The sequence below is a fragment of the Aestuariispira insulae genome (assembly GCF_003385955.1).
GTDB lineage: Bacteria > Pseudomonadota > Alphaproteobacteria > UBA8366 > Aestuariispiraceae > Aestuariispira > Aestuariispira insulae.
In genome coordinates, this window is the sequence record NZ_QRDW01000001.1 from 351997 (window position 1) to 377679 (window position 25683).

The following is a 25683-nucleotide window of genomic DNA, read 5'->3' on the forward strand; positions in this document are numbered from 1 at the left end:
CTGTTGGAAAATTTGTCCCTCAACTATGTTGATTTGTTCATCCTGATCCTAGCTTTACTATCCGCGGTATTGGCCGCAACACGGGGTTTCGTTCGGGAAGTCCTGGCAATCGGTGCCTGGGTAGGAGCAGGAGCTGCAACTTTCTTCGGCCTACCGCTTGCTCAGCCCTACGCCCGCCAGTTTATCGAAAACGAAATTAGCAGCCTAATTATTTGCGGCGTACTAATTTTCCTGACCACTCTTGTGCTGTTGAGCATTGCCAGTCATTCCTTTTCAACGCGGGTCAAGGAAAGTGCTGTTGGCTCGTTGGATCGATCCCTGGGATTTGTCTTTGGAATCGCTAGGGTTTTTCTTCTTGTCTGCGGGGTGTATTTCTTGACGAGCCTGTTTCTGGAGTCTGATGATGATTTTCCGGATGCCGTCACCAGCGCGGGAAGCTTTAAATACGTAAAAGTAAGCACCGAGAAATTCTTGAGTTTATTCTCCAAAAGTTATACATCCGGGGCGGAAGACTTTGGACGAGACTCTCGGCAGTTTATTGATGATGCCGCAGAGACACAGCGCCAACTTGAGCAACTTAACAAGTTAAGACCTTCCGGTGATGGCGATCAAAGCGAAACACCGGCATATGATCAGGATGAGCGCTCGGACTTGGAAAACCTGATCGAGGACAATCAGTAAGGCCCGTACCCATGATGCTGACCACCAATCCCTTCGACGACGATAAACTTCACGAGGAATGCGCGATTTTCGGCATCCGCGGCACAAAGGATGCTGCCGCCCATACGGTGCTGGGTCTCCATGCCCAGCAGCACCGCGGGCAGGAAGCCACCGGGATCGTGTCCACCGATGGCGACGAATTCAAGGTGCACCGGGCCATGGGCCATGTGGGCGATGTCTTCGGCAAGCCCCAGGTGATGGAGACATTGGAGGGGATCGCCGCCATCGGCCATAACCGCTATTCCACCACCGGAGAAAGCGGCCTGCGCAATGTCCAACCCATTTATGCGGATTTCGAGTTTGGCGGCCTGGCCCTTGCCCATAACGGCAACCTGACCAACGCGCTGCAGCTGCGCAAGGAACTGGTTCATCGCGGATCAATCTTCCAGTCCACCACCGATACCGAAGTGATCGTCCATCTGCTGGCGACCTCGCGCGGGCCGGTTACCGAGCGCCTGATCACCGCGCTCCGCCTGGTGGAAGGGGCCTATTCCCTGGTCCTGCTGACCAAGCGCAAACTGATCGGCGTGCGCGACCCGCGCGGTGTGCGCCCGCTGGTGCTGGGCAAACTGGGGGACGCCTATATCTTTGCTTCTGAATCGGTTGCCCTGGACATCATCGGCGCGGAGAAAGTCCGCGACGTGGAACCCGGCGAGATGATCACAATTGACGAGAATGGCATCAACAGCCAGTTCCCGTTCAACCGCCAGGAAAAACGTTTCTGCATCTTCGAATATGTTTATTTCGCGCGGCCCGACAGCGTCCTGGAAAACAAATCCGTTTATGAAGCACGCAAGCGGATCGGCGAAGAGCTGGCCCGTGAAAACCCGGTCGAAGCCGATGTGGTCGTGCCGATCCCGGACAGCGGCGTGCCAAGTGCCGTCGGCTATGCCCAGGAATCCGGCATTCCCTTTGAATATGGCATTATCCGGAACCATTACGTTGGCCGGACCTTCATTGAACCGACCGACGAAATCCGCCATCTGGGCGTTAAGCTGAAACATAATGCCAACCGGCATTATATCGAGGGCAAGCGGGTTATCCTGGTCGACGATTCCATCGTGCGCGGCACCACATCGCGCAAGATTGTGGAAATGGTCCGTGAAGCGGGCGCGACCGAGGTGCATATGCGCATCACCAGCCCGCCGACCGCCCATTCCTGCTATTACGGTGTCGACACACCGGAACGGCAGAGCCTGCTGGCCGCACAACATAATATCAAGGAAATGTGCAAGCTGATTGGCGCGGACAGCCTTGGTTTTGTCTCCATCGACGGCCTGTATCGTGCAATGGGCGAAGCCAACCGTGATAAAGAGCATCCGCAATATTGCGACGCCTGCTTCACCGGTGACTATCCAATTGAAAATGTCGATGCCAATTCCGGCGACAGCGCCAAGCTGACCCTTCTGCGTGAGCAGGTGCGCTGACATATGGCTGAGAAAAAACTGGAAGGCCGGATTGCCCTAGTCACCGGGGCCAGCCGCGGAATTGGTTTTGCCGTGGCACGGCGCATGGCGGAAGAAGGTGCCCATGTGGTCGCCCTGGCCCGCACTGTTGGTGGCCTGGAAGAATTGGATGACATCATCACGGAAAAGGGTGGCAAATGCACCCTGGTGCCGCTGGACCTGCGCGATGGTGACAAGATTGATGCGCTCGGCGCCTCACTCTATGAGCGGTTCGGCCGTCTCGATATTCTGGTCGGCAATGCCGGGATCCTGGGTGAATTATCACCCGTCGGCCATCTGCCGCCGAAGCTTTGGGAAGAGACGTTCAGCGTCAATACACATGCCAATTTCCGTCTGATCCGCAGCCTGGATCCCCTGCTGCGCCAGAGTGATGCCGGTCGTGCGATATTTGTTTCCAGCGAGATTGCCCAGGAACAGCGCCCTTTCTGGTCACTGTATGCCGCCAGTAAAGCGGCACTGGAAGCACTTGTGCAAGGCTATGCGGCGGAAATCGGTAATATCACCAATATCCGGGCCAATATTATCCATCCCGGGCCCGTGGCCACAGCCATGCGTGCAAAGGCCTATCCCGGAGAGGATCAGAAGAAGTTGAATCGGCCTTGGGATATCACCGACAGATTCATCGAGATGGCTTCAAGCAATTTCAACGAAAACGGCACCATTGTCCGGTTATAAAAAAAGCCTCCGCAAGGAGGCTTTTTATTAACTTTGCCCTGTACTGACGCGGCGCAACGTCCATTTGCCCTGACAGCGCTTATTCTGCCATGTACCGCTGCCATTGATTTGGGTGAATGTGCCTTCCATGACGCCTTCATTGCCATATTCACGCTGGATGAACTGACCGCGAACGAGATTGCCGTCATCATCAACGCGACCTGAATATCGAATGATGCTCTTTCCCTCTTCGACGCTGCCACTCATGCGTCCATTCACCACCTCTGCGGACATATTGATCCGGCGCAAACATCTCTTCTCGCCGATTGAAAGCGTGAAACGACCGACCCAGCGACCATCATAGGGACCAGGCTCTCCACCAAGATCAAGCGCCTGACAACCGCCAAGGAACAGGACCGCTCCAAGCAAGGCGCCCGCTTTGCCACACAATATACGTGTCATTCTAAACCCCTTGATCTTATTTTATGACTTTGGCGCAAACGGATTCTTGCGCTTACGCATCATCACGCGCAAAGGAATGCCGGGCATATCAAAATCCTCGCGCAATCGGTTGACCATATAGCGCGTGTATGAATCCGGCAGATCCTCGGGCACAGAGGCAAAAACAGCGAAGGTCGGTGGCCGGGTCTTTGCCTGAGTCATATACCGCAGTTTGATGCGCCGACCATGGGCCAACGGCGGCGGGTGAGCTTCCGTCAATTCCGCCAGCCATTCATTCAGACGCGATGTCGGTATCCGGCGGTTCCAGGTTCCATACACGGTCAACACCGCTTCCAGCATGCGGCTCAGGTTACGCCCCTTGAGCGCGGAAATGGTCACCACAGGAATGCCCTTCACTTGCGGCAGGGATGTCTGAATCCGATCGCTCAGCTTTTGCAGCGCCTCGCCCTTATCATTGATGATGTCCCACTTGTTGGCGACAATCACCAGGGCACGGCCTTCGTCGATCACCTGTCGTGCGATGGTCAGGTCCTGCTTTTCCAGCATATCATTCGCATCAAGCACCAGAGCCACGACCTGTGCAAACCGGATCGCCCGCCGGGTATCCGCAGAGGAAAGCTTCTCGACTTTGTCCGTAATTCGGCCACGCCGGCGCAGTCCGGCCGTATCCACCAGTTTGATCTGACGGCCGCGCCATTCCCACTCGAGTGCGATGGAATCACGTGTCAGGCCGGCTTCCGGCCCGGTCAGCAAACGGTCTTCACCGACAAGCCGGTTCACCAGGGTTGATTTTCCTACATTCGGACGTCCGACAATGGCAAGCTGGATCGGCTTTTCGGGATCATCATCTTCCAGGACAGCCTCTTCGCCTTCTTCCAGCTCAATCTCGTCACCGGTTTGCTTGTCATCAGATTTCCGGTCTTCAAAGGCGGCGGCCTGTTGGTCCGCCTCCGCCTTTTCCTCGTAAGGCAACAATGCTTGATACAGGTCCAGCATGCCTTCACCATGCTCTGCAGAAAGCGGGATCGGGTCGCCCAGACCGAGAGAATAAGCCTCCATCAGGCCCGGTTGACCGGCAGCCCCTTCGCATTTATTCGCGACCAGGATGACGGGTGTCGAATGTTTGCGCAGGAATTTCGCAAAATGTGCATCAAGTGGCATAACCCCGGCCCTGGCATCAATCAGCAAGACCGCAACATCCGCTTCCTCCAGCGCCATTTCCGTCTGACGGCGCATGCGACCTTCCATGCTTTCATCAAACGCCTCTTCCAGACCGGCAGTATCGATCACACGGAACCGGAGATCGGAAAGCCTGGCGTCGCCCTCCCGCCGGTCACGAGTCACCCCAGGCTGGTCATCGACGATGGCCAGCCGTTTGCCGACAAGACGGTTGAAAAGGGTTGATTTCCCAACATTGGGCCGACCAATGACGGCGAGTGTGAATCCCATAATAAGTACAGTCTATTTGAAGGCGATCAATCGACCGCCATCGGTTTGAATAAAGATTTTGCCATCAGCAACGACAGGCGGCACACGGATCGCGTCCCCGACATCCTCCCGGCCCAGCGCAGAGCCATCATAGGGCGAGAATGTCCATAATTCACCAATGGAATTGCCCAGCAGCAGTCGGTCCCCCACCAAAACCGGCCCGACCCAGTTAATGGGATCCTCACGGTCCTCAGGGTCTTCCCAGATCGGCAGGCTCGACAGCCAACGTACGCGTCCGCCACGGCGGGTTAATGCCGCCAAATGCCCATCGGATGCAAGCACAAATACGAAATTACCGGCCACCCATGGGGTGTTAATGCCGCCAATCCTGCGATCCCACACACGGGCACCGCTTTTCTGGTCAAATGCCGCCATGCGCCCGGCATGGGAGATGGCAAAGACGACCCCACGATCAACCACCGGTCCGCCACGGATATCAGCCAGGCTGGAAAGGGTATCCACACGGCGCAGGCTCGCCAGAGACCCGCTCCAGGCCACGCGTCCATTGGTCAGTCGCAGAGCAAACAGTTCTCCGGAGGAATAGGGAATATAGGCCATGGAATTGTGGATCGCGGGGCTGCTGCCACCAATCAGACCGGCAGATTCCGCAAAGCCCGTATGGGTCCACAATTTCTCGCCAGTGCTGGCGCTGTAGGCCGTGCTCTGGTTGTCCACGGCTGTGACAAGGACAATATCCTTACTGACCGCCGGTGCCGAGCGGATCGGTCCGCTGGCAATCTTGCGCCAGATTTCTTGGCCATTTTCCGTGGACATCGCAATCACACGGGCATATCCGGTACTCAGGAACAAACGATCTCCGTCAACGGCAAGCCCACCGCCAAAGGCATCATCATCCTCATCGGGTATTTCGATTTCCCGGCTCCAGAGCAAGCGGCCGGTTTCCACATCATGCGCCCTGACTTCATAGTCAATATCGACGGTAAAAATACGTCCATTGGAAATAACAGGCGCATTCAGCAACCGGTTTTCATCATCACCGCCATCACCGATGCTGACGGACCAAGCTTCCGTCAGCGCATCACCGGCCTGGAGATGGTGCATCGCATGATCGGAATATCCGCCATATTGTGGCCAGTCCTTATTCACATAAGGCTTGGGCAGCCTGACCTCCAAGTCTGCAAGCCTCGGATCCGGCTCGAGATCACTCTCAAGCAGAATGATGGAAACACGATCCCCCGGCAACGGCGGAGCTTCATCTTCACCAAACCAGCTGCACCCAGCCAGAATTCCGCCGGCGAGGCTTAACGTCAGGGCATTTCTGGACAGGGTCCGGATCGACATTCGCATAAATTACCCCTCCAATGCCCGAAGCAACTCGGTGGCACGCGCCCGGACACCTTCAGGTGCTTCCGCAGCATCCACAATCGTCTTGATATGACCAATCGCCTGATCTTTGTCACCTGCCCGCAGAGCCAGCCCTGCCGCAAGTTCAAGCGCCGTATAACGCCAAGTCGCTCCGGCTTCCAACTGCGGCGCCAGCTTTTCCATTAACACGGCCGTGTCACTGGTTTCGTCAGCATGCATCACCGCAAGCACGGTACCAAGCCCACGATAAATCGGATCGATTTTGTCGTCAGAGGCAATCCGCTCGTAAATTGCAACAGCCTTGGCCGTCTGGTTTTCGTCCAGCAAAAGCGACGCCTGGCGCAACTCCGCCAGCAGCCGGTAACCGGCATCCGATTCGCTTGAAACCTGTTCCAATGCCGCCAGAGCCGTATCAACCTCGCCACTGCGGGCTGTTACCAACGCCTGATCCAGTTGGTTTGCCTGTTCGACCATTCTGGTTTTGTTATGATAGTCCCAATATTTGTAACCGGCGGTAACAGCGATGATCAGCGCAATCGCAACATAGACATAATTGCCGTATTTTTTCCACGCATCCCCCATCCGGTCGCGCTTAAGATCTTCTTCAATTTCGTCAAAAATGTCGGCCACGGTCGGTTTCCTTGAATTTACTGCGAAAGCTCGCCATCCACTAAAAAAAGATGAATGCGTTACAAAGCCTGACTGAACGGTTCCGTCAAGTGTTCTCACGCCATTTAATGCTGCATCCCATGCTCGCAACCTGTTGCTTTGGCCCCTGGCCGGTCATGGCAATTTGCCTCATGGCCTCGAGCAGTTCCGGGCGCACCCCATCCATGGCCTGGGTACGCGATTCATCAAGGCGCCCCCGATACTGCAACTCAAGCGCTTGATTAAAGCCGAAAAAATCGGGTGTACAAACAGCACCATATGCTCTGGCCACGGCCTGGCTCTCATCCACCAGATAGGGAAAATGGATCTTATGGGCCTTTACAAATTCAATCATCTTTTCAGGAGCATCTTCCGGATAGCGCGTCCAGTCATTGGCATTTATTGCCACTGTGGCAATCCCGGCTTCTTCCAGAAGGTATGCCGTTTCAGCCAATCGGTCGATGATGCCCCGCACATAAGGACAATGATTGCACATGAAAATGATCAAAGTTCCCGCCCTACCCCGATAATCATCCAGCCGGTGCAATTGCCCTAAAGCATCCGGGAGTTCAAATGACGGCGCCTGCCATCCAAAATCACAAATCGGTGTATTTTCCGCCATCCATCTTCCCCTGTTAGCTCTTTTCCCAAAATGTAGGGATTTCACGATTTGCCCGCAATATCATTTGGGCATCTTCATATTTTCTATGTCCATGACGCTTTTGGCCCGCTGCTTGCATGCTCACCTGTGATAACTTTGACGCCGATGACCGGTTCAACAGTCCGGCATTCGGCAAGACCATAAAGAGAAAGCGTATGAAGAATTCTAAGCGCCAGCTCCCTGTTTCCTACAGCACGGTAAAAATTGCCGCCATAACATTGGTTGCGGTTTCGATCAGCGCTTGCGGCGTTGATCAGCCCTTCGGCCTCGCGGCCACGGCCACAACAGGCTTCATCATGGAAGACAAGCTCCCGACCGATTATGTGGCTGAAGCCATAACCGGCAAGGATTGCAGCTATATCCGTCGTCTTGATGACGGCGGCCCCCTCTGCCGGAGCCAGGACTATGGGCAGGTCATTGAACAGCCGATCTATTGCTACAAATCGCTGGGCAATGTAAGCTGCTACAGAAAGCCCAATCCTTACGGGGATGGCGTCCTGCCGGTGCAATGAGTCATAGCAGATAACATCGCCACCAGCACCGGCACTGCCTGGAGGAATGACCGCCGCCGATGAATAATCTGGTTGATCTGTCGAATTATCGCCAAAAAGGCTCGAAACACCGGGCCGTTTTCTTTTCCAAAGAGGAGCTGCGATCAATTCTGGATCTATATTCCAGACATGTGGCGGATGGAGAGTGGAAAGATTATGCCATTGACCACCAGGGACCTGTCGCCGGGTTTTCCGTCTTCCGCCATAGTTTTGACCGTCCGCTTCTCACCATCGGAAAACGCCGCAATGGCAAGCATGAAGAGTTTTTCTTAACCAGCAACGGCCGCACTATAAAGCGCAGCCGCCACCTGGGAGATCTCTTAAAATATCTTTCGAAACCGATGAAGCTGATCAAGCTGCCCTGACCTTCGGGAACGGGCCTGCATCAAGGCAGCTCAATCCACTCGGTTTTTTACGCGCCAACCAGCTCTTTTTCGCTGCTTAGCACTTTGCCAATCGCATTGGCGGTATCCAGCATGCGGTTGGAGAAACCCCATTCATTGTCATACCAGCTCATCACGCGTACCAGCTTGCCGCCGACAACCTGCGTTTCCGTCAGATCAAAGACGGAGCTTGCCGGGTTGTGATTATAATCGATGGAGACAAGTGGTGCCTGATTCACCGCCAGAACACCTTTCAAAGCGGGGCTATTGGCCGCTGCTACAATCGCCGCATTCACGGTTTCTGCATCGGTTTCCGTCTTGGCGGTAAAGGTCAGGTCGATCACAGAGACATTCGGTGTCGGCACACGAAGCGCGGTGCCATCCAGTTTGCCCGCCAGCTCCGGCAGGACCAAACCAACCGCACGGGCAGCACCCGTCGAGGTCGGGATGATGGACTGGGCGGCCGCACGGGCACGACGCAGGTCTTTATGAACACTGTCGACCACATTCTGGTCACCGGTATAGGCGTGAACCGTGGTCATATAGCCGACTTCGATGCCAATCGCCTCGTTGAGGACCTTGGCAACCGGCGCCAGGCAGTTGGTGGTGCAGGAAGCATTGGAAATGACCATATCCTCGGCGGTCAACTCTTCATGGTTGATGCCGAAAACAACGGTTTTGTCTGCATCCTTGCAGGGGGCGGAAACAAGCACCCGTTTGGCACCGGATGCGATATGGGCGGAGGCGGAATCACGATCAACAAACCGACCGGTACATTCCAGCACCACATCGATATCCAACTCTTTCCACGGCAGCTTTGTCACGTCGGGTTCACTCAGCGCCTTGATCCGCCCCGAACCGGCATCCATCCAATCCTCGCCAGAGGTAACCTCATGCGGAAACCGGCCATGCACGCTGTCGAAGGAGAACAGATGCGCGTTGGTCGCAACCGGCGCGAGGTCATTGATCGCGACCACTTCAATATCCTTGCGACCGCTTTCCAAAGCAGCCCGCAATACCAACCGGCCAATGCGGCCAAAACCGTTGATAGCAACCCGAGTAGTCATATTTCCGCCTCCTTAAAGGACAAATCCTGTTTTATTATCTTCCAGGATTATAGGCGAGAAACCTTAATAATCTGACACCTGACCGGGTGGCAGGCCGTCTCTTTGCAGGGGTAAAAAAACAGCCCTTTCGGGTAGGTTTTATTCTGGAGGTGAGCCGTAAGGCCGGATGCAGACCTAGCTGTCGCCACGCGACAGGGCCGTTGCCACCGCCTGCGCGCGGTTTTTGACCCCCAGTTTCAGGAATAAGTTTTTAAGATGAAACTTCACGGTGTTCTCGGTAATACCTATATCAACTGCGATCTGCTTGTTGGAGCGGCCGGTTTTCAACGCATCCAGCAGTTCGATTTCACGCCGCGTCAGGGTTTCCCACGGATCATCCGCCAGACGCCGCAGATCCGTGAAAGGAAAACTCATGCGCCCTTCCGCCACCGAACCAACAACATCCAGGAGGGCTTCATTGGAATCCCCCTTGTGGCAAAAGCCCGCCGCGCCATAGAGCATGGCCTCACGGACCACCCTTGTCCCCGGCACGCCGGTATAAATGACGATCCTGGGAGCATCTGGGCGCTCTGCAACCGCATCAAGAACGGCCCGCCCATCACAGCCGGGCATTTCCCAGCCAATCACACCAACATCGCATTTCACATTAGCGATCACATCCAGGAATTCCAGACCGTCTGCCGCCGTGCCAACAACGCGCAACCCCTCCTCAGCTTCCAGCAGGCTTTTCAAGCCGGCGAGCACAAGCGGGTTTTTATCGGTCACGACAATATCGGCAGTCATTCAAACAGTTCCGGATCTAAAATGAAGTTTTTATTGGGTTCTCACCTGTCCCCGAGAAGATAGACAGATCAAGGAGGATTCCGCAATTTCTTTCGCGCATCCCAACATCATACTCGGGCGTCTTGTGATCTTCCTCCCGTGGCGAAAACCACAAGTTGGATGAGCTATTCCGTCAAACGCTAAAACATTGCAAAATCGAGACAAAAGACTGCAAATGAAGTTTTGATGAATTATCCACAACACCAACCTGTTGGAAATACTGTTGCGACTCGGCGGCATGATTGCCGTGAAACGTCGTCATGCGGGTATTTCACAGCCCTATTGCGGAAATTGCCAAAAACCCCGAGTCGCCCAGAATCCAACGGCTCAGCCTGGGGATAAAATATTTCTTCCGAAAGTCCTTGAGACTCGAAATCACGCCGTATATTGTGTTCTTCAGAGGGGCTCTATACCACATGTATGTAGTACACATATATGTAGATACAAGAGCCAGGGAGTGCGTCCAAACATGAATAAGGGCGATTTCCTTATACGCATCACCTCTGGTCAAGCGGTGCCGGCGACGGTACCACAGAAGATGAAACCAATAGGTTATGAGGTCGTATCATGGAGTGGACTGAAGAGCGCGTCGCAACCTTGAAGGCTCTGTGGCAAAATGGATATTCCGCGCGTCAGATCGCCGAACGTCTGGGGGGAGTAACCCGCAACGCCGTCATCGGCAAAGCGCACCGGATGGGGCTTTCATCCCGCCCGTCCCCGATTAAGAAAACACAAAAGCCGGCGGCTCCGGCTGTGAAAGAGCGAAGCTGCCAATGGCCAATCGGCCATCCCGGATCAGATGATTTCCATTTCTGCGGCGAAGCGGCAGAGGCTGGTCGGCCCTATTGTTCGACCCATTGCGAAGTCGCCTACCGTCGGTCCAGTGGCAGCAGTGAAAACGCCGCCTGATATCATAGGCCGTTTTTGTTGTTGAAAAACCATCAGGCAGCTCTGTGAGGAGCTGCCTGATTTTGTTCATACCCTTTTCCTCCGCCCTCAAAAGTCGAAGAAGCCAATCCTTGCGATTGGCATTTTATTTACGTAACAACAATAATTTAGGTTGGTAATTTCCCTTAACCCTAGTTTAAACTCTTTCCCGATAACAGCTGAACGGTTACCGGTCCGACCATTCTGACCGGTTTTGGTATTGCAGGGCCGAAATTTGCGCGTGACTATTACAAATACCGCCCATTGGGAAACACCTTGTTTCCCAGCTCCCCCAAGGGAGACAATCGGCTGATGCGATTCCGTGAAAAAATTGCCTTTCAGCAAGCACGCTGGGTCCTTGTGACCGCATTCATCCTGGGCATTCTGCTCAGTTCCTTGCAAATCGCCTGGGATCTGCGCAATGAGCAGGAGGAAATCAACAACACGGTCAATCAGGTTCTTGGCACTGTAAAAGCATCCGCAGCACAAGCCGCCTATGGCCTCAACAATCAGTTGGCACAACAGGTCTTGAACGGCCTGCTGGAATATCGACCGGTCACCAGCGGTGCTATTTTTGCCCGCATCGACAATGAAATCATCGAAAAACTGGCCAGCATCGACCGGTCCCATCCTCAAAGCGAATTGCAGTGGCTCGCCAACATCCTGGTGCCACAGCGCAAGCATTATCAGGTTGAACTTCTCAATCCGGATAATGGCCAGGTGATCGGTGAATTACAGGTTTCCATCGACCCCAATGTTGTTGCGGAGAGTTTTCTGGACCGCTTGTTGCTGGTCGTTTTAACGACCATTATCTGGACGGTTGTGATTTCCGTATTGTTATTGGTCCTGTTCTACTTTTCCCTGACACGGGCCTTGCTTCAAACTGCCGACAGCCTATCAGCGATTGATCCCGCCAACCCGGGCAAATCCCAGATCCCGACCCCATACGGCCATCGATCCAATGAATTTGGCAAACTGATCAATGACATCAACAGGATGCTGAACCGTTTCGGCAAGGCCATTGAACAGCGGGGGGAAATTGAGAACCGACTGCGGGAGAGCGAAGAGAAATTCCGGACCTTGTTCAGCAAATCCCCAGCCGCCATGTCCCTGAAAGATTCAGAGGGACGCTTTGTCATGGTCAACCAAGCTTTTGAGGAACTGTATTCCAAATCAGCCTCAGACGTGATCGGCCATGAAAGCCAATTGATCAGCGGACTGCCCGAACCGGACAAATGCCGTCAGATGGAACTGGCGGTTTTAAATGAGAACCGCACGATCGACAGCGAACTGGAATATTCTATCGGCAATAATCAAAACAAAACCATTTTAATGGTGATGTTCCCGATCAATATCGTTCAGGGCATGCCAAGCTATGTCGGCTGTATCAGCCTGGATATTTCCGCCAGAAAAAACCTGGAGCGCGCATTGCGCAGCGCTAAGGAAGAAGCCGAATTTGCCAACCGCGCCAAAAGTACTTTCCTGGCCAATATGAGTCATGAGCTGCGTACCCCGCTCAATTCAATCATCGGCTATTCCAATCTTATGCAGGAACAGTTGTTTGGCACGGTCTCCAACCCCCGTTATGAAGAATATATCGACTATATACATCAGTCCGGTGTCCATCTGTTAGAGGTCATCAACGACATCCTGGATCTTTCTAAGATTGAGGCCGGTGCAATGGAGCTGTCCGAAGAAACGATCGATCTCACAAAATTGGTGGATGACTGTTTGCGCATGGTCGCAGCAAAAGCCCAAGCCGGAAATCTAAAGATCTCGAACCATGTGGCTGACGATTGCCCACATTTGATGGGTGACAAATTGAGGATCAAGCAAATCCTGCTCAACCTATTGTCAAATGCCATCAAATTCACGCCGGCGGGCGGAGAGATCTCCATCGAAACCGAGGTAAAGGACGGGACCATCAGCCTGAATGTCACCGATACCGGCATTGGCATCAGTGAAGGCGATTTGGAAAAAGTGCTCGACCCCTTCGTGCAGGTCGATGACATCCTGTCGCGTAGCCATGAAGGAAGCGGTCTGGGTCTGGCCCTTGTGCGGAATTTCATGGAACAACATCACGGCAGCGTTCGCATCGAAAGCGCCATTCACCAGGGAACCAAGGTAATCCTCTCCTTCCCAGCCAACAGAACAATTACGGATCAATAGGATAGTGTTAATCTTTGGGAAAGAATAAATGATTAGACTTTCCACACCAGCGCGTTAACGGGATAGCGCATGACCAAAGGGCGATTTCAAACTCAGACTCTGACCGGCAAGTTTCTCTTGCTGGCCCTGCCGCCTATGATTTTCAGCGCGGCAATTTATCTGGTCGCGTTGAGTTGGTTCCAGGCCCGTACGATCCACGAAACAGAACGTCAAATCACTGTCGCCATGGCCCAGCGCTATGCGGATATCCTGTCCCGTCCCATCTGGAACCTGGAAGAGGAAACCACCTCGGAAATTTTGGACTCTCTCGTCAATGAACCGGAAACATTGTGCATCCAATTGGCGGAAGTGATTGGATTGGAAGGCCCGGCCGAACGCGGCGAGTGTGGCAATGAAAGCGAGTTGCAGACGATCAGCGCCTCTGCCTCGATCGTGTTCACCCAGGGACGGGTGCGCGAGAATATCGGATCCCTCTACCTGGTCCGGGAATTCAAAGGACAACCGGTCAATATTCTGAAATTGATCGCGCCGCAGATCATTCTGACGGTGATCGTAATTGGCGTCCTGATTATCTTTGCTTTCTACGGTTTCCGCCGTTCGGTGACAGCGCCCCTGGATGAAATCCAGCATTCCCTGCTAGCCTATGAGGAGACCGGTAAACGCGAAGCCGTAAAATGGAGCAGCACGGATGAACTGGGCCGGTTCGTAGAAGCTTATAACGCTTCGCTCGCGCGGCAGGAAGCCAGTGAGATGGCTCTGCGCAAACAGCTGACTTTGACCCGCACCCTATTAAACACGGTGCCCAACCCTGTCGCGTTCCTGAACCCCGATTTCACCCTGCGCGGTTGCAACGAGAGCTTTACAGCCTTGTTTGGCATTCAGGATGAACATGATATCGGCCTGCCGATCAGTGACCTGATGCAAACCAACCCCTGGGCCTCTCTGCCGGAGGATATAGACCAGGCATTTTCCTCCAACACCGAGCGGACACCGGTATACAGCCTTGAAACTATGGTTAAGGATCGGCTCGGTAAGGAACGGTTTGTGATTTTCTCCACAAGTGCCTTGCGCGGCCAGGACGGCCGGATCAACAGCCTGGTTTCGGTTATGCAGGACATTACCGAGCGAAAAGATTCCGAGGTTGAATTGCAGAGGGCAAAAGAATCCGCAGAAAGCGCCCTTGCCGAACTGAAGGTTGCTCAGGATAACCTGATCCAAAGTGAAAAAATGGCAAGTTTGGGCAGCCTCGTGGCCGGTATCTCACATGAAATCAATACGCCGGTGGGAAGCTCGATCACCGTTGCCTCATCGATCAGTGAGAAAACGAGCGATTTCAAAACCCTCTTGGAAACAGGGAAGGTCCGAAAATCAGATCTGACGCAATATCTCAATATGATGGCGGAAGCCTCGGAAATTTTGAATAACAGCCTGACAACCGCAGCAGAACTGGTCCATAGTTTTAAACAGGTCGCGGTTGATCAGACCACATCGAAAAGACGCCGTTTCAACCTGCGCCAGGTCCTGTCTGAAGTCACCGCCACCCTTCAGCCCGCAATCAAGAAAACGCCTCACAGCTTGGAGCTGGATCTGGACGAAAACATCGCCATGGACAGCTATCCCGGCCCCTTGGGACAGGTTTTGACCAATATTGTGAACAACGCGCTGCTGCACGCATTCGAAAGCAAGGATCGCGGCAATATCTTGGTCCAGAGCCGTATGGAAGGCGACAAACATGTGATGATCGAAATCCGCGACGATGGCTGTGGCATCCCCACAAACCATATCAAACGGATCTTTGATCCCTTCTTCACCACCAAAATGGGAACCGGTGGTACCGGGCTTGGCCTCAACGTCACATATAATATCGTCACCAATCTTCTTGGCGGCAGTATCTCCGTGACCAGCCACGAAAACGAAGGCAGTCAGTTCCAGATCAAGATTCCCATCACAGCCCCTGTCCGATCCGATGAGGAAGAGGCGCAATATAACATCTGACCGCCAGCCCAGGACCGACGGTCAGCACAAATCCAATGTGAAACAAGAAATAGTGAACCCGCTCCCGGAACTCAGTTGGGGGCTATCCGTCTCGCGGCCATATTACTCTGAAGCTCCAGCTTTTCTTCCCGGGAAAGATATTGATCTGCCAGTGGCAGGACAACGGCCTCTTCCCAATTCGAATGGCGACGCAGCCCTTCGCTGAAGGCCCGTATATTGATCACCAGCCTTGTCGGGTTCGGTAGAGAATGCCCCCGTGCCAATACTTCCAGATCCGACAGGATGAAGGAAACAAGGTCATCATCAAACTCATGTTCCTTGCGAAGCTGCTTGATGACCTTGCGGATCTGCGGAGCATAGTCTTCATGGCGTTCCAGCAGAGGAAAAAGACTGTCTTCCTCATCCCGGATATGGCGCGGTAATTCATCGCGGAAAAAAGACATGGCCGACAGAAGCATCGCAGGCTCATTACCGGACGCAAAATCCTCAACCCTTTCAACCAGCGCATCACAGATTTTCATATGCCGCGCGTGATCCTCCCTGAACAGATCCAACGGTTCTATTAGATTTTGCCTTACGGCATGAGATGAAGGTTTCACAATGTTCATATTCGTCATGACCGGCTTTTCCCCATTTCTATTGGAGCAATTTGGCAAATTTATGCCGGTCTAAAACGAAGCGCCATGATCTATCTCAATACCCCAGACCTGTTCTCGTCCGGCCTTCCCCCTTACTTTTTGTCGAGTACCGTAGAAGTTCGGCATCTAGGAAATTGAAGAAAAACGTTTTTTTTCTCAATTAAGAATGATTTTCACTTGCACCCGCAATTGAGAACGATTATTAATATCCCTGGTTGGAGGCGAACGCACCTTATGAGTCCCCTCTTTGGCTGCTGTGCCCTCCCACCGTCTTTGTCCTGATGCCACATCGCAGTTTTCTGAGTTGTTTTGTGGCTTCGATCCTGATCCAACTAACCCCCTGGCTTTTGCCAGGGGGCTTTTTTTCAATAAAACGGATCATTGCGAGCGCCTGTGGCGCTCCATCCCCAATTCATCCAGCTCCTGCTGTTCCTTGTTTTTTTGATCCTGCATTTCCTGCTCTCGCCGGTTATCCCGCGTGATTTCTGCCTTCTTCAGTTCGGCAAAGGCTTCTGCTAGTTTATCGCGGGCATGTTCCAACAGTGGCTGCAGGGCACCGATCTTGCCATGGATCCTGACTTTCTCTGCCCTGGCCCAGTTTAGAAACCGAACATAGGCAACAGCATATTCCGGTTGCTGACGAGCTGTATTTTTTTCCTCTTCGATCCTAAGATCGAGAGAAGCAATTTCAGCTATCAACCGGTCTTCTTCTTCCTGGATCACCTTTAGTTCGCGCCGCCGTTCGTCGACATCGAACTGATTGAGACGCACAAGGGTGTCGAGGGTTTTGCTCACGGATAGCTCATCCCGAGGATGTCAGACAATTCCTGATACCCCTGCTCCAACTCGGATCTCTCATTCACGCCTTGCCCAACAAAACCGTCAATCATCGGGAAGAAATGGATTGCTTCATCCACCAACGGATCTGAACCGCGGCGATAGGCCCCCAAACGAATTAGCTCGGCCATATCCTCATAGGCCGACAGCAATTGCCGGGCGCGATTAACGATTTCATTTTGGGTTTCGCTGTTGCAGTCCGGCATGCTTCTGGAAACACTGCGTAAAATATTGACCGCCGGATATCGATTTCGCTGCGCAATCGTCCGGTCCAGCACAATATGCCCGTCCAAAATCCCGCGCACCGCATCAGAAATCGGTTCGTTATGATCGTCACCTTCCACAAGAACGGTGAACAACCCGGTAATGCTGCCCTCAGCCGTTCCAGGCCCTGCCCGCTCCAGCAGTCTCGGCAGTTCGGAAAAGACGGTTGGGGTATACCCTTTGGTCGCTGGCGGCTCACCCGCGCTCAAACCAATCTCACGCTGCGCCATGGCAAAGCGGGTCACCGAATCCATCAGGCACAAGACATCGTTCCCGCGATCCCGGAAATATTCCGCCACCGCCATAGTCATATAAGCCGCTTCACGCCGCACCAAAGAGGATTCATCCGATGTCGACACCACAACCACACTGCGGGCCAACCCCTCTTCTCCTAGATCGTCCTGGATGAATTCCTGAACCTCGCGGCCACGCTCGCCGATCAGACCAATCACAATGACAGGTGCGCTGGAATAACGGGCCAGCATGGACATCAAAATAGATTTGCCGACACCGGATCCCGCGAAAATCCCCATTCTCTGTCCTCGGCAACAGGTCAGGAACGTATTAAGAGCCCGGATTCCAAGATCAATCTTTTCGCCAACACGGTTTCGGGCATGGGCCGGCGGCGGGGAACTGCGCACCGGGTAGGCAAGATCACCCTGGCGCAAGGGCCCAGCATTATCAATCGGCTCACCAAAGGCATTGATCACACGCCCCAACCAACTGGGATCCGGCCGGATCACCGCTTCGCTTTCGGTCACTTCCACCCGTGCGCCAAGACCAACACCATCCAGCGTCCCATATGGCATGGCCAGGGCGGCACCTTCGCGGAACCCGACCACTTCGCAAGGAACAAAGCGGGATTCACGCGCCCGGATGAAACAACGATCTCCGATGGAAAGATGACCTTGAATGCCGCTGATCTGCACCAGCATGCCCTGAATGGCCGAAACCTTGCCATAGGTATATTGGTGGGGAACACGCTTAATATCCGCGCTGAGCTGATCAAGAATAGATACCATAGTCATCCATTATCACGTGGTTGATCCGCATTCAAATCCCCATGCAAAATTCACGAATTGATTGCGCAAAAATCGCCGAAACATCCATAGGTGACAGACTTGTGATGATAATAAAGCATTTTTCTTTTAACCTTTATTAACAGAATGTGCTTTAATAGAGATGGGTAACTTAAGGTACAGGGGAACCAGCTATGCGGATACTGCTAGTAGAAGACGACCAGGCGACCGCTCAAAGCATACGCCTTACCCTGAAGTCGGAAGGATATGTTGTCGACACCGCAGAACTTGGTGAAGACGGCCTGGAGATCGGAAAAATATATGATTACGATCTCATTATCCTCGACCTCATTCTACCGGATATCGACGGTTACGAAGTGTTACGGCGACTTCGTGATGCACGGGTTGAGACGCCTATTCTTATTCTCTCAGGCCTGACTGAGCTGGACAACAAGGTCAAAGGGCTCGGTTTCGGCGCGGATGATTATCTGACGAAGCCATTTCATAAGCAGGAACTTCTGGCCCGCATTCAGGCAATCATCAGGCGCTCCAAAGGCCATTCACAATCCATGATTAAAACCGGTGACCTGATGGTCAACCTGGACACCCGTTCTGTGGATGTCTGCGGCAAGCCGGTCCATCTGACCGGCAAGGAATACGGGATTCTTGAGTTGCTGGCGCTGCGCAAAGGCACCACCTTGACCAAGGAAATGTTCCTAAACCACCTGTATGGTGGCATGGACGAACCCGAAGCCAAGATTATTGATGTTTTTGTCTGTAAGCTGCGCAAAAAACTGGCCAATGCGGCCGGTGGCACCAATTATATTGAAACCGTCTGGGGACGCGGCTACGTGTTGCGCGATCCACATGACGGCAGTATGGAACATTCAGCTGCAGCAAGCTGACGAAACAAAAAACCGCCGGATCATCCGGCGGTTTTTTTTGGGGAAATCCATCCGGTCAGAATTCAACGTCACTGTTGCTCAGCTGATAAACGCCACGGCGACCTTGGACCGGCTTGAAACTGTCGGTAACGCCCAGAACCGTTTCTGCGCCCCCCAACAACAATGCGCCATCCTTCGGCATCTGGCGGGCAACCCCGTCCAATACCTTTTTCTTGGTTTCCTGATCAAAATAGATCAAGACGTTGCGACAAAAGACAACATCGAACGTCCCCAAAGCCGAGGGCGATTCAAGCAAATTGAATTCACGGAATTGCACCATTGAGCGAATCCCCGCATCCAACTGCCATTTGTCCCCTGTTTGGCGGAAATACTTCACCAAAATGGTAATCGGCAGGCCGCGCTGCACCTCAAACTGGGTATAGAGCCCGGTCTTGGCCTTATCCAACATTTCCACGGAAATGTCAGTCGCAAGGATCTCAATCCGCCAGCCCATCAGTTTCGATCCCAATTCCTTCAGGATCATGGCCAGGGAATAAGGCTCCTGTCCGCCGGAACAAGCCGCACACCAGATACGGATTCGCTTACTGTCCTGGCGCCCTTCCATCAATTTCGGCAAAAGCACATCCCGGAACAGATCAAAAGGCTTTTGATCCCGGAAAAAAAGCGTCTCGTTGGTGGTCATGGCCTCGGTAATGTCGCCCATGACATTTTCGTCACGCTTTCTGCGCACCACATCCGCCAGTTCTTCCAGGCCTTTCAAACCATGTTTCCTGGCAACAGGCATCAGCCGGGTTTCCAGCAGATACGCCTTATCCTTGCCAAGGACCAGGCCCGAGCGATCTTTCAACATGCTGGCAAGCAGGTCAAAATCCTCTACCTTCATGCTGAGCCTCCCAGTGCAATCGATTTGATTTTACTACCGATATCATTGATTGGCAGGATATCACTGCACAATCCGGCATTGGCGACCGCCCCAGGCATTCCCCAGACGACACTGGTTTCTTCGTCTTGGGCCAGAACACGCCCACCGGCGTCAACCACAACCTTTGCCCCGGCGCAACCATCAGCGCCCATCCCGGTCAAAATGATGGTCAGCACCTTGTTGCCGCCATAAGCCGAAACGATGCTACGCAACATGGGATCAACTGCCGGACGGCAGAAATTTTCAGGCGGGTCTTGCGTCAGATGAATCTTTTTCTGACCACCTTCCGCTTTGACCAGCATGTGATAATCGCCAGGTGCAATGTAAACACGGCCGCTTTGCACCACTTCACCGTCAACGGCTTCCTTGGCAACCCGGCCCGACGCCTTTGTTACATGTTCTGCCAGAATCGTCGTGAATGTTGGTGGCATATGTTGTGTTATGAAAATCGGCTGTTGGCTTTCCGTGCCAAGATCTTTCAGCACCTGGAACAATGCCTGAGGGCCACCGGTGGAACTGCCAATCGCGATAACATCCGGCTGGACTTTACCAGCCGCCATAGACCGCAATTGCGGCGCTGGTTTCGCAGCCTTAAAAGCTGCGGTTCCCGCTGACTGACCCGCGGACCGCTTGGCGGCAAGGGCCGCTGCACTGGTGCCAGCAGCTGGTGCCGTGCCGTTCGCCATTTGCTGGCGACGCAGGCGGCGACGCCGTCCGATCCGGCCCAGCGTTCGAACTTTTTCGGTCAATTCACGTTTGAAATCTTCCCGTCCGCCGATTTCGCTGCTGGTGGTGGGTTTTGGCACATAGTCAGCCGCCCCCAAAGACAGCGCTTTCAAGGAGATTTCCGCATTATGAAGCGTCAAGGTCGACGCCATGATGATCTGAATGCCGGGTGCCTTCTTCAACAGCTGCGGCAATGCCGTCAGGCCGTCCATGCGAGGCATCTCGATATCGAGCACAATCACATCGACATCATGCCGCTCCAAAGCGGCCAGCGCGCGCTCTCCGTCCCCCACGGAAACCACAACCGAAAGATCATCACTCTCTTCCAGGAAGCGAGTCACCATCCCCCGGACAACAAGGGCGTCATCGACGACCATTACATTTATTTGGTCAGTATTGGACATATTGGTCTCTTGCATACGGACTGGGGACGCGATCTGCATTAAAGAAGGCCTACTTGAAGAAACTTGCTTTGTATGATCTCGCTATCAAACGGCTTCATGATATATTCGTTGGCACCGGCTGCGATGGCTTCTTGAATATGCGACAGGTCGTTTTCTGTCGTGCAGAAGACCACTTTCACTTCTTCACCGTCTGGCAGTGCCCGCATTGCCAGCAAGAACTCCATGCCATCCATGTTCGGCATGTTCCAGTCAAGCAAAACACCGTCGGGCATTTTTTCCTTACATTTGTCGAGAGCTTCTTTCCCGTCTTCCGCCTCAATGACCTCGAAGCTCAATTCCTCGAGAATTTTGCGGGCCACCATCCGGATTACCCGGGAGTCATCCACTACGAGACAGGACTTCATACTTTTGCTCCATTTCACACTGGTTCAAGACCAAGTTTCTGTGGTTGTTTATTATTATTTTCAGCAACCGCCCGCCCTGGCGGGAGGGCGGCCCCATTCAATCAATCATCTGTCCAGGCCGATTCCGCCAGCGCCTGCAACAGGCCGTCCCTGTCATGTTTCGCAACATAATCCGTAAAACCAACCTCACGTCCCTGCTCCAGATCACTGGGTGTGGTATGGGACGTCATCGCGACAATGGGAAGGTTGGACCAGCGGGAACCCGCCCGGATCGTCCGGCAGAATTCAAAGCCGTTCATGCCAGGCATTTCAATGTCGCTGACGATGGCATCCACCTTGAACCCTTTTTCACAGAGTTTCATCGCGTCACCGGCGCTTTCCACAGCCGTCACTTCATAGCCGGCCACAGACAGGATCGGCGTTAGCAGGTTCCTGAAGAAGGCACTGTCATCGACCAGCAGGACACGTTTACGCAGGGTGATCCCGCCGGATGTGCTGTCGGTTGCGGCACCGAACCAGTCGCTGAAGGCTTCCGTCAGGTAATAGCCAGCATCGATAATCTCAGTCGCATGACCAGAGATAATCGCACTGCCCACCAGACCGGTACGTTCCGTTCCAAGCTCGACCTTCATGCGATCTTCGACGATGTCCAAGATCTCATCAACCACTAGGCCCATAGACCTGTCGCGGTCAGAAAAGACCAGGGTCGGCCGTTTACCGGTTTCCGGGAATTGATAATCCGCATTGATCGGCACCAGCGGCATCAAACTGCCGCGATACTGAACAAGCGCCTGACCATTGGTATATTCCACCTTGTCAAAATCAATTTCCTCAAGCCGCGCAACCAAAGCCAGCGGAACCGCCTTGGGCGTCTCACTGCCCGCCCGGAACAGCAACATCGCGACCTGTTCGTCATCGCCCTGGGCTTTGAGCGCCTGAGCCTCTTCCGCCGCCTGGGCGTCTTTCGCCGCGGTTGCCATATCGCCGATATTCTTCGCAATGCCGTTCAGATCGAGAATAAGGATAACACTACCGTCACCGAGAATGGTGTTGCCGGAGAAGATATCGATATTGCGCAAAATGGACGATACCGGTTTCACCACGATCTCTTCAGAATCGAAGATCTTGTCGACAATGATCCCGAAAGATTGCGTGCCAACCTGTGCAACAACAATGAAATGTTCACGTGACACGTCGGCAGCCGGATCTTCCTGTACGCCCAAAAGCTTGCGCAGGCTGATCAGCGGCAAAAGAACCTCACGCAGCCTCAAGACCGGGGTTCCATGAATATTTTCAATGGTATGCTCGGAATCATCACTGCTTCGAACCAGTTCAACCACGCTGATTTGCGGGATGGCGAAACGTTCATCCGCGCATTCCACAATCAGGGCGGAGACAATGGCCAGCGTCAGCGGGATCTTGATCAGGAAGGTGGAGCCTTTGCCCTCAACGGACTTCAATTCCACATTGCCACCGATCTTATCAATGTTGGTTTTCACCACATCCATGCCGACCCCGCGCCCGGAAACGCTGGTCACCTGGGCTGCGGTAGAAAAACCGGGCGCAAAGATGAACTGCTGGATCTGGTGATCCGTCATATTCTCAAGTTCGGATTCGGTTGCCAGGCCATTCTTGACGCATTTATCCCGGATACGCTCCATATTGAGGCCGGCACCGTCATCGGCAATCTCGATATGGATATGCCCGCCTTCATGATAGGCATTCAACGTAATCGTCCCGGTTTCCGGCTTACCCTTGCCAGCGCGAGCATCGGGCATCTCAATGCCATGATCCGCGGAGTTGCGCACCATATGGGTCAGCGGATCCTTGATGATGTCCAAGACCTGACGGTCCAGTTCGGTTTCCGCACCGATCATCTGCAGGTCGATTTTCTTATCCAATTCAATAGACAAGTCACGCACAATTCGCGGTAACTTCGCCCAGGCGTTGCCGATCGGCTGCATCCGGGTTTTCATCACCCCTTCCTGCAACTCGCTGGTCACATGGCTGAGGCGTTGCAACGGTGCGTTGAATTCGCTGTCGCCCTGGCCGCGTAAAATCTGCAGCAATTGGTTTCTGGTCAGAACCAGCTCTGACACCATGGTCATCAGGTTTTCCAGCAAGTCCACATTCACGCGGATTGTCTGCTGGATACCACCGCCACCACCGCCTTTTTTCTCGGCAGCCATGGTGGTCTTGCGTTCTCCGCCCGCATCTTCTTCCGCTGCAACCGGCGCTGTTTCCGGTGCGGCAACGGGAACCTGGGGCTCTGCTTCCGCAGGCTCGGCGGCATCGTCACTGCCGTCATCCCCGCCATCCTGCAGAGCAGCCATCGGAGCACCCGGTCCCTTATAAACGGCATTGTCAAATGCCGCCTGCAACTCCGGAGAATCTTCTGCCACCTCGTCGGAATTCAGCATGGCATCGAATGCCGCGGATCCTGTTACCGGCTTGGCAGCTTCTTCTTCCATGGCGGCCGCAGCAGCGGCATCCTCTTCATCCGCGGACGCTCCAGCATCCGCCTCAGGCGCGGCGGCAGCTGCATCGGCACCTTCCACCGTCCCGGTTTCCGCCAGATGGTTCAGGCGCTTGATCAGCTCAACATCATCCCCGGCAGGCTCCGCTTCGGTATTTTCCAGGACATCCAGAATTTCCTTAATCTGGTCGAGAGATTCCAGAATCAATGTCACTGCCGCCGGCTCGACATTTACCTGCCCTTCACGAAACTGCCCCAGGACGTTCTCGGATGCGTGCGCTACGGCCTCAAGTCGTGGCAGTCCCAGAAAGCCGCAAGTTCCCTTGATCGTATGCACGAGACGGAAAATATTACTGAGAATGGCTTCGTCATTGGGATTTTGTTCGAGTTTGACGAGCTCAACATCAAGTGTCTCCATGCTCTCCGCGGTCTCCGTGAGGAATTCGCTAAGCAGATCATCCATGTCTTACGTCCCTATTTCATTCGTGCCAGGCAAGGCGGAGAAATCAAAAAACACAATGAACCTGCCGTTTCCCGCAACCCATCCGTCCCGTCTTTTCCTGACGGCCCCGGAAGAGCACCTGCCCCCGGCTGATTCATCTTTGACTATGCTACTCTATTGCCATTGATTTTCAAAGAAAAGTCCGGCTATCACAAGATTTTCATGGAAAGGTTAAGAAAGCTTTAGGAAAGCCGCTCTCTCCAACAATGTCCGACATCTCCTTTTCCAACGTTACACTCCCCCTCAATCAACCAGGCTTGCCTGGATCACCAGCCGGTTGGCCGAAGGGGCACCAATTTCAATACGGCGGCCGGCCTTGTCTGCCAGCAGAGCCGTCCAGAAACCATGCACGGTACGCGCTGTCAGTGTATCCACCGGCGCAGCAATGTCTGTGGCCGCCTGAAGATCCTGATGCAAATTGCAATCGTCACCTGTCAGGGTCAAAATCAGTGCAGTTTCGTCCATGACAACCTCGATCTCACCCCCGCGCGGCAAGCCCTCCACCGCCATGGCAATCAGATTTAGGACAAGCTTGCCATCGCCATCGCGCAGATCCGGTACAATCGGAGGCAATGGCCAGGAAAGCCTGACCTTACCATCGCCGACAAAGGATTGGGCGATTGATCGCAACTCGGCAATATTGCTCGCTTGATGCCCGGCAAAACCATAGGCCATACGGTAAAATTTCAGACGGCTGATCACCTGCTGGGCGCTTTGCTCCACCAGCTTCAAGGCATCCAGCTGCATCTCGTCATCCGGGCCAATCGTGCCGTTTAGGCCTTCGCGATCCTCAAGGCTGTCCTGGATCAACTCAATCCCGTTGCCAATCGCGCCCGCAGATCCGACAAGTTCATGGCATAACCGTGAGGACAGCAATTCTGCGACCTTGAGATCTATGGCATGGGTCAACGGACTTCACTCCCCCAGATGTGAAAAAATATTGTATTCTTACATAGGCATGAAGAACTTAATGGGCCATTAACAGATGAACAACAATGACGGATAATATTTTCACCCCGGGCCAGTTTGTGGTTTTGCAAAACCGCCCGCATTGGGGCACCGGCCAGGTTCAATCGATGATCGACGGCCGGATCACGGTAAATTTCGAACATGCGGGCAAACAGGTGATCATGGCGGGGCAGACGATGCTGGTCGCGGTCAGCGCAGAGGATGGCGTTGAGACAGCAGAGATCCTGGCCCCGGATCGGTAATGTCCAGATTAATCATTGCTTTGATTGTCACCATCC

General features: G+C 53.7%; 25 protein-coding genes. 10 read left to right on the forward strand and 15 right to left on the reverse strand.

Translation table 11 applies throughout. From position 1 onward, the window contains the following. Window positions 1-3 precede the first annotated feature (3 nt). Genes DFP90_RS01790 through DFP90_RS01800 form a run of 3 tightly spaced genes read left to right on the forward strand, consistent with a single transcriptional unit; the run spans window position 4 to window position 2861 of the window. Window positions 4-681, forward strand: coding sequence for a CvpA family protein (locus DFP90_RS01790; protein WP_181905137.1), 678 nt, complete (start codon window positions 4-6; stop codon window positions 679-681). A 14-nt stretch (window positions 682-695) separates the two neighbouring features. Continuing rightward, window positions 696-2147, forward strand: a complete 1452-nt coding sequence (purF, locus tag DFP90_RS01795; RefSeq protein WP_115935484.1) for an amidophosphoribosyltransferase — start codon at window positions 696-698, stop codon at window positions 2145-2147. A 3-nt stretch (window positions 2148-2150) separates the two neighbouring features. Beyond that, on the forward strand, window positions 2151-2861 hold the full coding sequence (locus tag DFP90_RS01800; protein WP_115934697.1) for an SDR family NAD(P)-dependent oxidoreductase: 711 nt from the start codon (window positions 2151-2153) through the stop codon (window positions 2859-2861). Window positions 2862-2888: 27 nt separating this feature from the next. Here DFP90_RS01800 and DFP90_RS01805 read toward each other — a convergent pair whose 3' ends face one another. From DFP90_RS01805 to DFP90_RS01825, 5 genes are all read right to left on the reverse strand, one after another. Further along, the gene (locus DFP90_RS01805) at window positions 2889-3302 is read right to left on the reverse strand and encodes a hypothetical protein (RefSeq protein ID WP_115934698.1); all 414 of its coding nucleotides are present in this window, start codon (window positions 3300-3302) and stop codon (window positions 2889-2891) included. Between the two features lie 21 nt (window positions 3303-3323). After that, the gene (gene der, locus DFP90_RS01810; RefSeq protein WP_115934699.1) at window positions 3324-4751 is read right to left on the reverse strand and encodes a ribosome biogenesis GTPase Der; all 1428 of its coding nucleotides are present in this window, start codon (window positions 4749-4751) and stop codon (window positions 3324-3326) included. 12 nt (window positions 4752-4763) lie between these two features. Then, entirely contained in the window at window positions 4764-6098 is a 1335-nt protein-coding gene (locus tag DFP90_RS01815; RefSeq protein WP_245956939.1) for an outer membrane protein assembly factor BamB family protein, read from the reverse strand. 3 nt (window positions 6099-6101) lie between these two features. Beyond that, entirely contained in the window at window positions 6102-6746 is a 645-nt protein-coding gene (locus DFP90_RS01820; protein WP_115934701.1) for a tetratricopeptide repeat protein, read from the reverse strand. An 85-nt stretch (window positions 6747-6831) separates the two neighbouring features. After that, window positions 6832-7386 (reverse strand): thioredoxin family protein, encoded by a 555-nt coding sequence (locus DFP90_RS01825; RefSeq protein WP_115934702.1) that lies wholly within the window; start codon window positions 7384-7386, stop codon window positions 6832-6834. Window positions 7387-7580: 194 nt separating this feature from the next. Between DFP90_RS01825 and DFP90_RS01830 the strand changes: the two genes are divergently transcribed. Continuing rightward, window positions 7581-7937 carry a hypothetical protein gene (locus DFP90_RS01830; RefSeq protein WP_147300906.1) on the forward strand — a complete coding sequence of 119 codons (357 nt, stop codon included), beginning with the start codon at window positions 7581-7583 and terminating at the stop codon, window positions 7935-7937. Between the two features lie 59 nt (window positions 7938-7996). Further along, the gene (locus DFP90_RS01835) at window positions 7997-8341 is read left to right on the forward strand and encodes a DUF2794 domain-containing protein (RefSeq protein ID WP_115934704.1); all 345 of its coding nucleotides are present in this window, start codon (window positions 7997-7999) and stop codon (window positions 8339-8341) included. A gap of 47 nt (window positions 8342-8388) precedes the next feature. Here DFP90_RS01835 and gap read toward each other — a convergent pair whose 3' ends face one another. Both gap and DFP90_RS01845 read right to left on the reverse strand, forming a co-directional pair. Continuing rightward, a complete protein-coding gene (gap, locus tag DFP90_RS01840; RefSeq protein ID WP_115934705.1) occupies window positions 8389-9426 on the reverse strand; it encodes a type I glyceraldehyde-3-phosphate dehydrogenase in 1038 nt (345 codons plus the stop codon). 174 nt (window positions 9427-9600) lie between these two features. After that, window positions 9601-10209 (reverse strand): LuxR C-terminal-related transcriptional regulator, encoded by a 609-nt coding sequence (locus DFP90_RS01845; RefSeq protein ID WP_115934706.1) that lies wholly within the window; start codon window positions 10207-10209, stop codon window positions 9601-9603. A 606-nt stretch (window positions 10210-10815) separates the two neighbouring features. Here DFP90_RS01845 and DFP90_RS01850 point away from each other — a divergent pair. The 3 genes from DFP90_RS01850 (at window position 10816) to DFP90_RS01860 (ending at window position 15339) form a co-directional block, all read left to right on the forward strand. Beyond that, on the forward strand, window positions 10816-11157 hold the full coding sequence (locus tag DFP90_RS01850; RefSeq protein ID WP_115934707.1) for a GcrA family cell cycle regulator: 342 nt from the start codon (window positions 10816-10818) through the stop codon (window positions 11155-11157). 330 nt (window positions 11158-11487) lie between these two features. Then, the gene (locus DFP90_RS01855) at window positions 11488-13344 is read left to right on the forward strand and encodes a PAS domain-containing sensor histidine kinase (protein WP_115934708.1); all 1857 of its coding nucleotides are present in this window, start codon (window positions 11488-11490) and stop codon (window positions 13342-13344) included. A 69-nt stretch (window positions 13345-13413) separates the two neighbouring features. Then, window positions 13414-15339, forward strand: a complete 1926-nt coding sequence (locus DFP90_RS01860; protein ID WP_115934709.1) for a PAS domain-containing sensor histidine kinase — start codon at window positions 13414-13416, stop codon at window positions 15337-15339. Window positions 15340-15410: 71 nt separating this feature from the next. On the opposite strand, the gene DFP90_RS01865 is transcribed toward DFP90_RS01860, so the two are convergent. The 3 genes from DFP90_RS01865 to fliI form a co-directional block, all read right to left on the reverse strand. Further along, a complete protein-coding gene (locus DFP90_RS01865) occupies window positions 15411-15956 on the reverse strand; it encodes a hemerythrin domain-containing protein (RefSeq protein WP_115934710.1) in 546 nt (181 codons plus the stop codon). A gap of 399 nt (window positions 15957-16355) precedes the next feature. After that, window positions 16356-16772, reverse strand: a complete 417-nt coding sequence (locus DFP90_RS01870) for a flagellar FliJ family protein (protein WP_115934711.1) — start codon at window positions 16770-16772, stop codon at window positions 16356-16358. Continuing rightward, on the reverse strand, window positions 16769-18100 hold the full coding sequence (gene fliI / locus DFP90_RS01875; protein WP_115934712.1) for a flagellar protein export ATPase FliI: 1332 nt from the start codon (window positions 18098-18100) through the stop codon (window positions 16769-16771). Before fliI ends, DFP90_RS01870 begins: the two co-directional genes overlap by 4 nt. A 191-nt stretch (window positions 18101-18291) precedes the next feature. Here fliI and ctrA point away from each other — a divergent pair, with 191 nt between their 5' ends. Then, entirely contained in the window at window positions 18292-19002 is a 711-nt protein-coding gene (gene ctrA, locus DFP90_RS01880; protein ID WP_115934713.1) for a response regulator transcription factor CtrA, read from the forward strand. Between the two features lie 55 nt (window positions 19003-19057). On the opposite strand, the gene DFP90_RS01885 is transcribed toward ctrA, so the two are convergent. The 5 genes from DFP90_RS01885 to DFP90_RS01905 all read right to left on the reverse strand — a co-directional run bounded on the left by DFP90_RS01885 (window position 19058) and on the right by DFP90_RS01905 (window position 25345). After that, on the reverse strand, window positions 19058-19885 hold the full coding sequence (locus tag DFP90_RS01885; RefSeq protein WP_115934714.1) for a CheR family methyltransferase: 828 nt from the start codon (window positions 19883-19885) through the stop codon (window positions 19058-19060). Continuing rightward, window positions 19882-21054 carry a protein-glutamate methylesterase/protein-glutamine glutaminase gene (locus tag DFP90_RS01890; RefSeq protein WP_245956940.1) on the reverse strand — a complete coding sequence of 391 codons (1173 nt, stop codon included), beginning with the start codon at window positions 21052-21054 and terminating at the stop codon, window positions 19882-19884. The genes DFP90_RS01885 and DFP90_RS01890 overlap by 4 nt, the downstream gene beginning before the upstream one ends. Before the next feature lie 38 nt (window positions 21055-21092). Continuing rightward, entirely contained in the window at window positions 21093-21458 is a 366-nt protein-coding gene (locus DFP90_RS01895) for a response regulator (protein ID WP_115934715.1), read from the reverse strand. A 101-nt stretch (window positions 21459-21559) separates the two neighbouring features. Then, on the reverse strand, window positions 21560-24397 hold the full coding sequence (locus DFP90_RS01900) for a hybrid sensor histidine kinase/response regulator (RefSeq protein WP_115934716.1): 2838 nt from the start codon (window positions 24395-24397) through the stop codon (window positions 21560-21562). Window positions 24398-24679: 282 nt separating this feature from the next. Further along, window positions 24680-25345 (reverse strand): histidine phosphotransferase family protein, encoded by a 666-nt coding sequence (locus tag DFP90_RS01905; RefSeq protein ID WP_115934717.1) that lies wholly within the window; start codon window positions 25343-25345, stop codon window positions 24680-24682. A gap of 86 nt (window positions 25346-25431) precedes the next feature. On the opposite strand from DFP90_RS01905, the gene DFP90_RS01910 reads away from it, so the two are divergent. Continuing rightward, window positions 25432-25647, forward strand: coding sequence for a DUF3553 domain-containing protein (locus tag DFP90_RS01910; protein WP_115934718.1), 216 nt, complete (start codon window positions 25432-25434; stop codon window positions 25645-25647). Window positions 25648-25683: the final 36 nt, after the last annotated feature.